This is a genomic window from Oceanobacillus sp. NCCP-135, from assembly GCF_059698015.1.
Genome location: NZ_BAAKSZ010000010.1, coordinates 90,040 through 103,291, shown reverse-complemented (window position 1 = coordinate 103,291; position 13,252 = coordinate 90,040). Strand labels below are relative to the sequence as shown.

Genomic DNA, 13,252 nt, shown 5'->3' with positions numbered 1-13,252 from the left:
TTCGAGGTCATCGCGATGACACTCTCTATACTACCAAGTGGGATCCTTTTTTGTACAATCGATTCTACGCTTGTTTTCCCTCGAATTTCTTCATTACAGGAATGCTTATTAATCAAAGTAGACTTTCCCATTATCCTGTTCTGCTATTTGAATTGCTGTCTTTATTTGGTCAGATGTTATCCTCTCCTTTGAAAGAGGGGGTAGCTCATTATAAGCAAAAAATGCTACATCATTTGTTTCGATACTGTTTTTCAGTTCTCCACTTATAATCTCGCATTGAAAATAGATTGTATAAATATATTGCATGGTTATGGAAGGACGTTTTTTTGTCTGATCAAAAAAGGAAAGAAGCTTCGTAGTTTTAGTTAGTAACCCTGTTTCTTCTCTAATTTCCTTTTCAATATTTTCACTGGGGGATAAACCTATGTCGCACCATCCCCCAGGTAAACACCATAATCCATCGGCGGCTTCCTGTACCATTAATATTTTGCCGTTTTTTATTACAACTCCTCTAACTGCAACTTTAGGGGTGGAATAACCTGTCTCTATTGGCAATAACTCAGTAATTTCTTCCGCCTTCATTCCGGAAATATGGGATAACATTTGAATTGCAGTTTCATTTATTTGATGGTACCTTTCTCTGTCAAACACATTTGATCCATATGCCAATCCGGTTTGAGCAATACTTCTTAAGTCCCTGGCCCAACTTTTAATTTGTTCAGCAGTCCCCATCTATCATCACCCTTAATATGCTGTATTTTCTATTTCAAGTGCCTTGTTTTTTATATTCATCCAACTGCTTCTACTATCAGCCTTAATTTCGCTTCCGTTAAAATTACCTTTGTATTGTATTAGTTTATTTAAATACTTGGACATAGGTAGTTCCGACATAAAGAGCGGATTATCCATTAGTGAACTTTGAGCTGGAAACCATCCTGCTTTACTTAGAAAATTCAGTTGCGTTTCTTCCAGAACAATAAAGTGAAAGAGGTCTTCTACATTTTCGTTTTTGTTTAAGACTACTAGACCATTGCCAACTATCTGAAAACTGTCCCTATTATTTGGGATAAATGGCTCCACATCAAACGCAAAGCTATTTCCAATTAGATCCTGAATAGTTTGGAGATGTTGAGAAGTTGTAATTAATGCACCGACCTCCATATTTGCAAACCTTGTAATGGCCATATGATTATCAAGTGGCGGAATCAGCTCATATTCGTTAACAAGCATATTCCACATTTCCTCATATGTATAACTGTGCCCATTCGATGTCCCACCTATATAGGAGTTCCAATATAAAGGTATATTTTGATCAAAATGAAACAACCAAAAGCGGTCCTTCGCATTTTTCTCATTTATTTTGTCTTGTAATTTTTGGTATTCTTCCAGGGACTCTGCAGATGAAAACGGATAGATAACATCTTCATCCGATAAATGGTTATTTAAGATGGAACGGTTCAAGAATAAAAGCGGAATTTCAATACCTATAGGCAAGGCATATAGAGTATCATCGTATTGAAACGCATTTATAATTGAAGGGTGATACTTACTTGATATTTCCTTTGAAAATTCGCCAATTGAGATTGCATTATGGTTAGTTATGATTTCATCCATACCATAATTGGAATTCATTTCTACAACATCTGGACATTCACGATTCTCAGTGGATAACTCGAGTTCCTCAAGAAGTGAATCTATGTCGCCGAATTGTTTTATGTTCAACTTAATATTCGTCTCCGTTTGAAATTGTTCTAGAGATGAAGCTAATCCGGGAGTACTTATCCATACACTTATGGTAGATTTATAGTCATCTTCTTTGTTTAAAACAAAATCCTGATTCAACAAATTTAAGATGTAAACTATCGAAATAATAACTGCGCATATTGATAAAATAAATAATAGTTTAATCTTCATGTAACTACTCCCAGTGTTTGTTTTATCTAATTGTTTACCATATTACTTTCAATCTTCTGTAATACGTTCTGAATAATAGATTCAATTTCCTTTTCATATGGAGATTCTACCATTATTCTTAATAGTGGTTCTGTTCCAGAAAAGCGAACCAGACACCATGTTCCATCTTCCCATTCCCATTTAACACCATCAAATGTCTTATAATCTAATAACTTTTGCTGGTGTACGTCTTCTGATTTTGTATTAGATATGATTTCTTCGATATGGGTTTTATTTCCTGATTCATACGTATAATTATACTCTTTATAATACCTTTTTCCGAATTTACATGTTATTTCATCACGGATAGTTTTAAGGGACTTTTTTGTATGTGCCAGCATCTCAAGTAGAATTCCAGCAGATAAAATTGCATCTTTTTCCAACAGATGTCCTTTTATTGTTATACCACCAGAACTCTCTCCGCCTAGAATTGCGTCTGTTTCAAGCATACCTTCTGCAATATGCTTAAATCCAACAGGTTTTTCGTAACATTGATAACCATAGCTTTCTGCAATAACATCTAATAAATGCGTTGTAGAAATATTCCGTACTACATTACCTTTTAATTTCTTATATTCCAGTAAATAATAATACAATATAGTAAGAATTTCGTTGGCATCTACATAATTACCTTCTTCATCGATCACAGCAATTCTGTCACCGTCACCATCAGTAGCAATTCCTATGTCGTATTCATCTTCCTTCATCATGGCCATTAATCGCCATAATGTACTTTCCGTAGGGGCTGGAACCCGCCCCCCAAATAAAGGGTCTGCTTTATCATGGATGATTTTAACATTTGAACGAGTATCTACCAATAATGTTAACAAGGAGTTAACACCAGTACCAAACATTGGATCATATAATACATTTATACTAGATTTCTTTAATAGCTCCATATCTATTTGTGATTCAATAAATGTTATAAATGCATTTGTGTAATTTTTTCTCTTTACTAACCCACTTGATACTGCTTTATTATAAGGAAGCAACGTAACTTCTTCTATACTGAGACTATTAATAACTTCTTCCAGATTAGAGGTAATAGACTCCGTAGCTGGGAAGCCGCCTTCACACACATACTTTATCCCATTATATATATGTGGATTATGACTAGCTGTAAAGGTAAGCCCTGCCGCAGTATTTTCTTCCTTCGTAACAAAGTTTACTAATGGGGTTGGCACAGAAGGAGTTAATAAAATAACTTTTATGTGATTCCCCGCAAAGACTTCCGATGATGCTTTAGCAAACTCTTCCGCCATAAAACGGTTATCGTAGCCTATAACCACACCAAGATCTTGCTTCCCTTCTGCGATAATCTGTTTGGAAACACCTTGCGAAAATCTTCGTACATTATCAAAAGTAAAATTTTCACCTATAATATCCCGCCATCCACCTGTTCCGAAATGTATCATTTTACTCCTCCACTCTCTTATATATTAATATCTTTCTTGCCTGACAATAGGCTTATAATAATTAACGATATAATTGTTGCCAGAGATAAAATAGAAGCTAATGCTGCAGCTGTTCCAAAGTTAGCTGTGAATACTTCGCTATAAATGGACACCGTAATTGTGGCAGTTGCTCCATAATAGAGAACAATTGTTGAACTTAATTCATTAATGGTAGTTACCCAGCTTAGTATTGCACCTGAAATAACTCCAGGTATCATTAATATAGCAGTCGTTTTAAAGAATGTTTTCATAGGTGGAACTCCCAGGCTAATGGAAGCTTCCTCAACACTCTTATCAATTTGGTGCAAGATTGCTGTACTTGAACGCATGGTATAAGGTAATTTTCTTATACAATAGGCAATAACGAGGATAACCCATGTACCTGTTAATTCAATAGGTGGTTTATTAAAGGCAATAATTAAACTTATACCTAAAACTGTCCCTGGTATTACATATGGAATCATAATCAATGCATCTAATAAAGAGGTAAGTTTTGACGGCCTCCTAACTACCACATAGGATAATAACAATCCTGCAATAACCATGAAGACGATTGCTATACTAGCGTAAGTAAACGTATTTTGAATTGCCTGAGGTACTTTATACAAAACTTCTCTATAACTATCCAAGCTAAAGCCACCTGCAAACACCGGTCCATTAGTTTTTAGGAAAGAAGTTGTAATTACGGTAGCTTGTGGAATAATCGATAATGTTACTACCCCCATCACCATTAATGTAGCTGCAATTCTTTTCCCAGTGCTTAGCTGTATAACCTTAGGTGGTCTCAGAGCACTCATCGTGTATGTTTTCTTTGATACTACATAACGTTGTACAAATAAAACCATTGTCGTTACGGTTAACAAGATCATGCTTAACGTACTGGCCATCGCAGGATTGGAGCCCATTTCACTTATAAATTGCTCATATGCTAAGATCGGTAGTACCTTTTCGCCCTGACCAATTAGCATAGGTGTTCCAAAGTCGGCAAACGAGGCCATAAATACCATTAATGCACCTGTAGAAACAGTCGGGAATATTAACGGTAATGTCACTTTCCGTATTCTGTTCCAGCCGGATACCCCTAAACTGGCAGACGCTTCTTCCAATGAAACATCAATTGTCTTTAATGCACCGGATACATATAAATAAATATGCGGATAAAATTGCAACGTAAAAACCCATATCATTCCGTGGAGACCATAAATAGATGGGACATCTATTCCTAAGCCAGCAAAGAAGTTGGTTATAAATCCATTATTACCTAACATTAAAATCCATGAATACGCCCCAATAAATGGCGGTGAAAGAAGGGTTAAGATAATTAAAATATGAAATAATCCTTTAAAAGGGATATTAAACCTAGCCATTGCGTAAGCAACAGGTATCCCTAAACAACAAGCAAAAAAAGTTGCTGTCGTTGATACAATAAAACTGTTCACCAATGCAGAGTAGTAATACTTATATGAGAAGAACTCCTGATAATTTTCCAGTGATATTTTTCCTTCTTGCCAAAAACTATTTACGAATATATTAAACAGGGGATAAATCAGGAAAAAACCAATAAGTACAAATGCGATGATAATAACATAATTCCAAAAGTCCAGCTGTATGCGAAATGGATTACGCCTAAGACTTTTTGACGTTTTTGTGCTCATTTAGTACTTCCTCCCCACTTTCATTGAAAATAACCGCTTCACTCGGATTTAAGTCAACTTTAACCTTGTCTCCTTCCTCCCTTAGCATGTTGTATCTAATAGAATGCTCATGGGCACTAATGATGTAACCCGAAGTTAACTTAATTTTGTACACTACTGATTCACCAAGAAATGCTGCTCCGGAAATCTCACCATCCAGTAGACTTGACTCACCTATCTGATCAGCATCTTTAATCTTTACTTGCTCTGGGCGAATAGAATATAATACATTTCCGTTAAAAGCTTTTTTAAATTTGGCTGCTAATGTTATCCCTTCAACAGTTACTGTTGAATTAGAACCATCACCATTTGCTTCGACCTTAGCTTCGAGAAAGTTTGTGCTTCCTATGAAATTAGACACGAATTTATTATTCGGGCTCAGATAAATTTCATGTGGTTTACCTACTTGTTGAATTTTCCCTTGATTTAGTACAGCAATGCGGTCAGACACAGCTAACGCTTCTTCCTGATCATGTGTTACATAGATTGTGGTTATATTTAACCGTTTTTGTAAACCTCTTATATCTTCACGCATTTTAATCCGAAGTTTTGCATCTAAATTAGACAACGGTTCATCCATTAACAATAAGCCAGGATGGATTACTATTGCTCTGGCTAGCGAGACCCTTTGTTGCTGGCCTCCACTTAACTGAGATGGTTGGCGGTCTTTTAGATGTGTGAGTTCTACCATATCCAATGCCTCTGTAACCCGAGTTTCAATTTGGTCCTTTTTTACCTTTCTTGCTTTAAGTCCATATGCAATATTTTCAAACACAGTCATATGGGGAAAAAGTGCATAATTTTGAAAAACCATCCCTATGTTTCTTTTATGTGCAGGGACATTATTAATGTGTGTATCTCCAAAGTAAACGTCCCCTTCTTCTTGTCGGTAAAATCCTGCTAACGTTCTAAGTAGTGTTGTCTTACCACAACCACTCGGTCCTAATAAGGTAAAGAATTCACCTTGATTAATTGTTATGTCAATATCATCTATTGCTTTTATATCTCCAAAATATTTACTTACATTATGTATTTTTATATGTTCCAATTCCATGTTTCCTCCCTTTGCTAAAGGGACCAGGTATAGTAACCAGATCCCCTTAGTAACTGTTCATTCATTATTGAGAAATTAAAATCTGCTGAAATTTATCCATTACCTCATCTTTATTCTCTGCAGACCATGCAAAATCATATTCCAGCATTGGGATTTCTTCAGATGAGATTAATCCCTCTGGCGGATTAACATCGCTTCTTATAGAACGGCGACTGAAATCCTCCACGATCATTTCTTGTACATCTTTACTAACCAGGAAATCAATAAATTCTTCTGCGTTGTCTTTGTTTTTAGATCCTTTGATTAATGCAATTCCATCAGGAACTGCTGACGTTCCTTCCTCAGGATAATTAACTTCTACCGAAGCTCCGCCTGCAATATATCTATAAGCAGCTTCTTCTAGTGTAATACCTACTGGGAACTCACCATCAGCTACACCTTTTGGAACCATACTTGAGCTGGATAAGATCGTACCATCCATGTTAGCTACAAAGTTTTCAACAAACCCCCAACCATCAGAGCCATCGTCTCCATACGCAAATAACATGGTTACTAGCTGCGTGTAAGATGACCCTGATTTGCTTGGATCCACATACGCAATTTTCCCTTTCCATTGTTCATCCAGTAAGTCATTCCAACTCTTAGGTGAATCACTATCATCAACCATATCCTGGTTGTACATGATCACCATTGGCAGTGCCGAAAAACCAGTCCAGACATTAGCTGGGCTTTTAAAGTCCTCTGGGATTGATTCATCCTCTACGGTAACATAAGGCTCAAAGGATTCACCAAACGCTTCTAGCGATTCAGCTCCTCCGCCCCAAAATACATCAGCTCCGGGATTTTCTGCTTCTGCTGTCACACGATTTAACAACTCTCCTGTACCACCTGTTACCATATCAACTTTAATCCCTGTTCTGTCTTGAAATTCTTTTATAATTGGATTAATTATTTCATTTTGGTGAGGAGAGTACACTGTCAACGTGTCTGAACTCTCACCTGCAGCTTCACTACTACCTTCATCGTCATCTGAACCACATGCACTAACGAATGCCAGCATCAACACGATAAACAGAATAGTAATAATCTTCTTCACTAAAAAACCCCCTGATAATTTTTTATGATACACTTATGATATTACCAGTAGCTGAAAACGCATACAATCGAATAATTTTCAAAAAATGTATGTGTTTTTTCATGACAGTAGGTGACATAGATGATTAAAAAATTGCAAAGTATAAACTTACGGACAAAATTAATAATAGTTATTCTACTGACATCAATCCTACCACTATTACTTTTAGGTTTCTTTTCATATAAATATATTTCTGGTTTACTTCAAGAAGAAATCAGTGAAAATGAATTGGAAAGAATTACTTCTGTTAATAATCAATTCACGTATTTTTTAAAGGATATTGAGCAGATGTCCCTGTTTTTTTATAAAAATGATGTTATAAAAGACATATTAAAAAGTAATCCAAATCGAAGTTTAGAAGAAAAGTATAAAGACTATGAGGTAGTTAATGAATTCTTTGATACGATTAAAGGAGTAAAGGAGTGGGATGTAAATATATACTTAATCGGCCTTAATGGGGATCGCTATTTCTCTAATAACTATCTTCCTGCAGAGTATGATAATATTCGAGAAAATTGGGGGGTATTCCGAAAAGCGAATACTGCTAACGGGACGATGGTATGGGACACTAACTACTCTATGAATCAATTAGATAATCAGGAGGTCGTTTTAACTGTTGGCAGGCTACTAATTGACCAAGAAAACGGTGGGAAACTTGGATATATCATGGTCGATGTATATGAATCTTCCCTTTCTAGTATTTATGAGGGGAATAACTATTTTAATAGCGAACAATTCTACCTGCTTGATGATCAGGGGTATGTTATCTCAAGCCAACCAGACAAACAAAATGTAGGAACAATGTTAAATGCGAACTACTTAACAAGAGTGATGGCAGGTGAAAGTGGATTCTTTAATTTCGACTGGAATGAAACTCCATCTATATTAACCTATCATACTGCTGACGCAACTGGCTTTAAATTAGTAAGTATTATTCCATTAGATGTAATTCAGCAAAAAAATAACTTAATACGAAATTTAACGTGGAACTTTGCATTGCTGGGTATTATTGTATCCGCATGGCTTGCGTATTATTTTTCAAAAACAATTACCATGCCATTATACAAAATCATGTTCTTGATGAGAGAGGTAGAGAAAGGTAATTTAGACATACGGTTTGACTCCAAGTATAATGACGATATTGGAATATTCGGCAATAGATTTAATAGAATGTTGAAAAGGTTGAAGCTGCTAATACAGGGTGACTATGAAAAACAAGTTCGTTTAAAGGATTCTGAATTAAAAGCATTACGTGCACAGATAAATCCACATTTTCTGTATAATACATTAGAAACTGTTAACTGGATAGCGCGATTAAATGGAGCTTATGACATTAGTAAAATTATCGTTTCTTTAAGTGACATAATGAAGTACTCTGTAAAAAAAGGTGAAGATTTCGTAACCATACAAGAAGATATCAAACAACTGCAAAATTACTTGAACATTCAGGAATTTCGATATAGAGATAAATTTGATGTTCATTTGCATGTAGAGGAATCTATTAAGAACGAATTAATCCCATCTCTTTTATTACAGCCAATAGTGGAAAACGCAATTATTCATGGTCTTGAAAACAAAATAACAAAAGGACATATCTATATCTCTATCACTGACTATCAGGACAGTATACAGATTACCGTTGAAGACAATGGAGTTGGAATGGACAGTGAAACACTTGAGGTTGTTAATCACAAAATTGAAGAAGGTATATCACTGGAAGAGCTAGGGATCGGTATAGAGAACATTCGAAAACGCCTGTTTTTAAGCTACGGAGATAAATACAAATGGAACCTTACCTCGAAGATTGATGAAGGTACTTGTATAACAATTTTAATCCCATATAAGGAAGGTTAGATTATGTATACTATATTAATTGTTGATGATGAATGGGTCATAAGAGAGGGTCTTGAGAAGACGGTGTCCTGGGAAAGCTGGGGAATACAAGTTATTGGAACAGCAAAAAACGGAAATGAATCTTTACAAATGCTCGAGAAGTACCAGCCTGATATTCTTTTAACTGACATAAGAATGCCTGGGATAAGCGGATTAGATTTAATCGAAGCATGCAAAGATAAATATCCCCAGTTGAAGATCGTTATCCTGACTGGGCACAATGAATTTGCCTATGCGCAAAAAGCAATAAGATTAGGTGCTGATGATTTTTTATTGAAACCCACTAATATAGACGAATTAGAAAATACGATGCTAAAGATCACACAGGAATTGAAAGAGCATAATAATGAAAAGAAAAATTTAATAACGTTAATAGCAAAGCGTATAATTGAGAGCCCATCTGAAGATAACATTAGCCAACTTATCTCATATGGTTCGCTTAAACCGCGATATGGCATTATTATATTTCAACATCAAAGCCCCGGCCCTGGAACATGGGAAGTAATTAAGAATAATAGTATTTTGATAGATAGTACAAAAAACCAGACTGTGTATTTATTTCATAGTATTGAAGACGAAAAAAACTGGGAGAAAGTGATACATGAGATTAAAAACAACTTAACTTTTGATAAAATGAATTTATATGTCAGTCTATTGGTCGATGATCTTAGTCAATTAGTAACAATTTATCACCAAGCCAATGTAGCAACTATGATTTACTATCAAAATGAGAAACTTACTATCTACAAATACCGAGATGAAAAATACTCTCTTGGTATTGAGGATGCAGTCTTATATATTAATAATCATTACAATGAATCAATCAGCCAGGTCGAAATAGCAAATAAGCTACATATGAGTAACAGTTATTTCAGTAAATTATTTAAGCAGCATACCGGAATGAACTTTGTTGATTATATTACTACTAAACGATTAGAAGCAGCTCAAAACTTATTGATATCAACAAGCTTGAAAACGTATGAAATTGCTAATGAAGTAGGTTATTTAGAATCCAGATACTTTAGTCAACTATTCAAAAGAAAAACAACATATACACCTATGGAGTACAGGAAAAAAAATAGTAAACACTGCTAATACTTATTTTAGTTGAACCTCTGGATCCCTTATGAAAAAGGACTCTGTTCTACGTATATGAACATTGTCCTTTTATTTTTAATTATCATAGAAAATTAATCACTTCATCTTCTCAGGCAACTCATGAATCGATTCGATTAGCTGATTTAACTTTCCCTCAATCCGGTGCAACAAGTAAAATGTCACCGCAATCGGAAAACCAACTTCAGTTAGAAAAGGTATCCAGGTTTCCATTGAAATTCCTCCTCTCATAATTATTGTGAATTTGGATGGGTGTGTGCAGCATTTGGACGAGGCTGTGTAACTTTTGAGTAGGCGTGCGCAGCTGTTGGGCGGGCATGTGCGATTTTTCGCATGAGGTGCACAGCTTTCGAGCGGGGCTGCACAGCTTTTCGCATGCGGTGCGCAGCTTTTGGGCGGGGCTGCACGACTTTTCGCATGCGGTGCACGGTTTTTGAGCAAGTGCGCGAATTTCGCATGCGGTGCACGGCTTTTGAGCGGGGCTGCACGACTTTTCACATGCGATGCACGGCTTTCGAGCAAGTGCGCGAATTTCGCATGCGGTGCACGGCTTTTGAGCGGGGCTGCACGACTTTTCGCATGCGGTGCACGGCTTTTGAGCGGGGCTGCACGGCCTTTCGCCGGGGTTACGCAAAGTTGAGAGAGAATCTTAGGAAGTTGAGAGACGGGCACTTATAGTTGAGAGAGAATTGCCCAAAGTTGAGAGAGAATTCCAGGAAGTTGAGAGAAAATTGCATATTCCACTGCTTTCTCTCAACTTTCGGCTGGCGTCTCTCAACTCCGCAGCTTTTTCTCTCAACTTTCAACCGGTGTCTCCCCCTCAACTCCTCGGCCTTTTCTCTCAACTTCTTCCCAGCGTTCTCAACTTCCCCACTTTTTTCTCAACTTCCCCACGTCATCTCTCAACTTCAACCGGCATCTCTCAACTTCTTCCCAGCGTTCTCAACTTCCCCACTTTTTTCTCATCTTCACCACGTCATCTCTCAACTTCAACCAGTAACATCATCCTCACCACTTCCACCGCCCATCCACTTTCACCACCCACCATCACACAACCCGTCTAACTAAAACAGACCAGTGGCCCCGCCGCTGGTCTGTTTAAAAAGTTTCAATTTATAGTCCCAAGTCCACTTCCTCGACAATTCGCTCAACCAATCGAGCACTTTTCTTAGCAATCAGTTCACCGCCAGATGATGTAAACGCATTTTGTGCGATGATTTCATCCATTGCAGCGTTAATTGCTGCCGGGTCAACTGGTTCGATCGGTTTATCGAGTGAGTATGTTACGATTTTCCCATCATAGTTTTCAAATTTAAGCTCCAGCTTTTTCATGTTCTGACCTCCCTTCCTTCTAGATTTTTAAGCTTTAACCCTGCCTGATATCCGAGCTGTCTTTACGGTGAATATTGTAAAGATTTCGCTCCTGCAAGCCTGCGAACGCCACTGCTACTGCATATAATTGATCTGCAGTTGTAGTTGTTTTCACACTGTTAAAGCTTTTCGTTTTGTAGACTGGTAACCCAGTTGATGTATCAATCCCATCATTAAGCACCAATTGCAACTGGGTATTTGTCATTTCCGCTACCGCCATGTGACTCACCTCCCTTTCATAACTACTATCGAGTGCGGGAGAGATTTTGGGGCAAAAGGATACTTTTTTAAAAAAATATCCCATAAATCTTATAAATCTTGAAAGTTTTTCAGATTTATAAAAATCTAAAATAGTGTTATTTTGTTTTTTGCAATGTGTACTGTGTATAAAAATCGATCATTATTAAAGAAAATTAATTTTTGCGAGAAAGAATCTATGGAAATTCTGCTTTTCGACGTGTAATTGCAGTTTTTAACAAATTGCCCCTTTTACAATGAAGTGGTATATTCTTATTAAGATATGGGAAGTTACAAAAGGCTATCGAAATTTTATTTGAGAGAGGAGGATTATAAATGAATGAAAATGTGCTAAATCAGATCATGAATCGTATAGAGTTTATGAGTAATAACATGGCAACGAAAGACGATATCAAAGACATGGCTACCAAAAGCGACTTCAAGAACATGGCTTCCAAGGACGACATCAAAGACATGGCTACCAAAAGTGACTTCAAGAACATGGCTTCCAAGGACGATATCAAAGACATGGCTACCAAAAATGACTTCAAGAACATGGCTTCCAAAGACGATATCAAAAACATGGCGACCAAAAGCGACTTCAAGAACATGGCTTCCAAGGACGATATCAAAGACATGGCTACCAAAAGCGACTTCAAGAACATGGCTTCCAAGGACGATATCAAAGACATGGCTACCAAAAATGACTTCAAGAACATGGCTTCCAAGGCTGATATCAAAGACATGGCTACCAAAAGCGACTTCAAGAACATGGCTTCCAAGGATGACATCAAAGACATGGCTACCAAAGACGAAATCAAGAACTTAGCTGCCAGTATTAAGCGTCTTGAAGACAAAGTGAGTGAAAGTTCAAATAAGATTGATCGTAATCACAAGCAGATTATAACTAACTCGGAGCAGTTAACCTCTTTGCGGATGGATATGAATGCCTCTACCAAAAGCCTTGAAGAGAAAACAGACAGAAATAAAGATAAGGTTGATCAAAACCACAAGCAAATTATTGCTAATTCACAGCAACTGACCTCTTTGACAAACAGCAGTAAAAAGCAGGAAGATATTTTAGCAACACTCGCATTACGCTCTATTGAACATGAAGGTAGAATAAGAAGTTCACATTTCGAATAAAGGTTTGTACAGAAATAAATTAAAATTACCGCCAATATACAACTAATTTATACTACATGTGCAGCTATCTCTCCACTATGTTCAGCAAGTAAAAAACTTTATTCCATAATAAAAGGAGCACAGTTTTAACGCTGATATAACTCCAATTCTGACATCAGGGATTCCGAGATACTAAAACATCATTAGCTGTGCTTCTGGA

At 36.7% G+C, this 13,252-nt stretch carries 12 protein-coding genes; 3 read left to right on the top strand and 9 right to left on the bottom strand.

Annotated elements, in window-relative coordinates; all coding sequences use genetic code 11:
• Window positions 1–108: 108 nt before the first annotated feature.
• From AC6HVZ_RS09340 to AC6HVZ_RS09315, 6 genes are all read right to left on the bottom strand, one after another.
• Window positions 109–732, bottom strand: a complete 624-nt coding sequence (locus AC6HVZ_RS09340; protein WP_497557878.1) for an NUDIX hydrolase — start codon at window positions 730–732, stop codon at window positions 109–111.
• A 12-nt stretch (window positions 733–744) separates the two neighbouring features.
• On the bottom strand, window positions 745–1,914 hold the full coding sequence (locus AC6HVZ_RS09335) for an extracellular solute-binding protein (RefSeq protein ID WP_497557877.1): 1,170 nt from the start codon (window positions 1,912–1,914) through the stop codon (window positions 745–747).
• A gap of 26 nt (window positions 1,915–1,940) precedes the next feature.
• Window positions 1,941–3,368 (bottom strand): phosphohexomutase domain-containing protein, encoded by a 1,428-nt coding sequence (locus tag AC6HVZ_RS09330; RefSeq protein ID WP_497557876.1) that lies wholly within the window; start codon window positions 3,366–3,368, stop codon window positions 1,941–1,943.
• Between the two features lie 17 nt (window positions 3,369–3,385).
• Window positions 3,386–5,062: an ABC transporter permease gene (locus AC6HVZ_RS09325; RefSeq protein WP_497557875.1), complete on the bottom strand. Its 1,677-nt coding sequence runs from the start codon at window positions 5,060–5,062 to the stop codon at window positions 3,386–3,388.
• Window positions 5,034–6,149, bottom strand: a complete 1,116-nt coding sequence (locus tag AC6HVZ_RS09320) for an ABC transporter ATP-binding protein (protein WP_497557874.1) — start codon at window positions 6,147–6,149, stop codon at window positions 5,034–5,036. The genes AC6HVZ_RS09325 and AC6HVZ_RS09320 overlap by 29 nt, the downstream gene beginning before the upstream one ends.
• A 70-nt stretch (window positions 6,150–6,219) precedes the next feature.
• Window positions 6,220–7,251: an ABC transporter substrate-binding protein gene (locus tag AC6HVZ_RS09315; RefSeq protein WP_497557873.1), complete on the bottom strand. Its 1,032-nt coding sequence runs from the start codon at window positions 7,249–7,251 to the stop codon at window positions 6,220–6,222.
• Window positions 7,252–7,371: 120 nt separating this feature from the next.
• Here AC6HVZ_RS09315 and AC6HVZ_RS09310 point away from each other — a divergent pair, with 120 nt between their 5' ends.
• Entirely contained in the window at window positions 7,372–9,144 is a 1,773-nt protein-coding gene (locus tag AC6HVZ_RS09310) for a cache domain-containing sensor histidine kinase (protein ID WP_497557872.1), read from the top strand.
• A 3-nt stretch (window positions 9,145–9,147) separates the two neighbouring features.
• Window positions 9,148–10,278, top strand: a complete 1,131-nt coding sequence (locus AC6HVZ_RS09305) for a response regulator transcription factor (protein WP_497557871.1) — start codon at window positions 9,148–9,150, stop codon at window positions 10,276–10,278.
• Window positions 10,279–10,377: 99 nt separating this feature from the next.
• On the opposite strand, the gene AC6HVZ_RS09300 is transcribed toward AC6HVZ_RS09305, so the two are convergent.
• The 3 genes from AC6HVZ_RS09300 to AC6HVZ_RS09290 form a co-directional block, all read right to left on the bottom strand.
• Window positions 10,378–10,512 (bottom strand): YvrJ family protein, encoded by a 135-nt coding sequence (locus tag AC6HVZ_RS09300; RefSeq protein WP_497557870.1) that lies wholly within the window; start codon window positions 10,510–10,512, stop codon window positions 10,378–10,380.
• Between the two features lie 900 nt (window positions 10,513–11,412).
• Window positions 11,413–11,631 carry a DUF2922 domain-containing protein gene (locus AC6HVZ_RS09295; protein WP_497557869.1) on the bottom strand — a complete coding sequence of 73 codons (219 nt, stop codon included), beginning with the start codon at window positions 11,629–11,631 and terminating at the stop codon, window positions 11,413–11,415.
• A gap of 34 nt (window positions 11,632–11,665) precedes the next feature.
• Window positions 11,666–11,890 (bottom strand): DUF1659 domain-containing protein, encoded by a 225-nt coding sequence (locus tag AC6HVZ_RS09290; protein ID WP_497557868.1) that lies wholly within the window; start codon window positions 11,888–11,890, stop codon window positions 11,666–11,668.
• Between the two features lie 353 nt (window positions 11,891–12,243).
• On the opposite strand from AC6HVZ_RS09290, the gene AC6HVZ_RS09285 reads away from it, so the two are divergent.
• On the top strand, window positions 12,244–13,053 hold the full coding sequence (locus AC6HVZ_RS09285; RefSeq protein WP_497557867.1) for a hypothetical protein: 810 nt from the start codon (window positions 12,244–12,246) through the stop codon (window positions 13,051–13,053).
• Window positions 13,054–13,252 lie beyond the last annotated feature (199 nt).

Bases quoted from the DNA above. Each gene is read 5' to 3' on its own strand.
- AC6HVZ_RS09285 (WP_497557867.1), top strand. From the start codon at position 12,244: ATGAATGAAAATGTGCTAAATCAGATCATGAATCGTATAGAGTTTATG.
- AC6HVZ_RS09300 (WP_497557870.1), bottom strand. From the start codon at position 10,512: ATGGAAACCTGGATACCTTTTCTAACTGAAGTTGGTTTTCCGATTGCG.
- AC6HVZ_RS09340 (WP_497557878.1), bottom strand. From the start codon at position 732: ATGGGGACTGCTGAACAAATTAAAAGTTGGGCCAGGGACTTAAGAAGT.
- AC6HVZ_RS09310 (WP_497557872.1), top strand. From the start codon at position 7,372: ATGATTAAAAAATTGCAAAGTATAAACTTACGGACAAAATTAATAATA.
- AC6HVZ_RS09330 (WP_497557876.1), bottom strand. From the start codon at position 3,368: ATGATACATTTCGGAACAGGTGGATGGCGGGATATTATAGGTGAAAAT.
- AC6HVZ_RS09305 (WP_497557871.1), top strand. From the start codon at position 9,148: ATGTATACTATATTAATTGTTGATGATGAATGGGTCATAAGAGAGGGT.
- AC6HVZ_RS09335 (WP_497557877.1), bottom strand. From the start codon at position 1,914: ATGAAGATTAAACTATTATTTATTTTATCAATATGCGCAGTTATTATT.
- AC6HVZ_RS09325 (WP_497557875.1), bottom strand. From the start codon at position 5,062: ATGAGCACAAAAACGTCAAAAAGTCTTAGGCGTAATCCATTTCGCATA.
- AC6HVZ_RS09295 (WP_497557869.1), bottom strand. From the start codon at position 11,631: ATGAAAAAGCTGGAGCTTAAATTTGAAAACTATGATGGGAAAATCGTA.
- AC6HVZ_RS09290 (WP_497557868.1), bottom strand. From the start codon at position 11,890: ATGGCGGTAGCGGAAATGACAAATACCCAGTTGCAATTGGTGCTTAAT.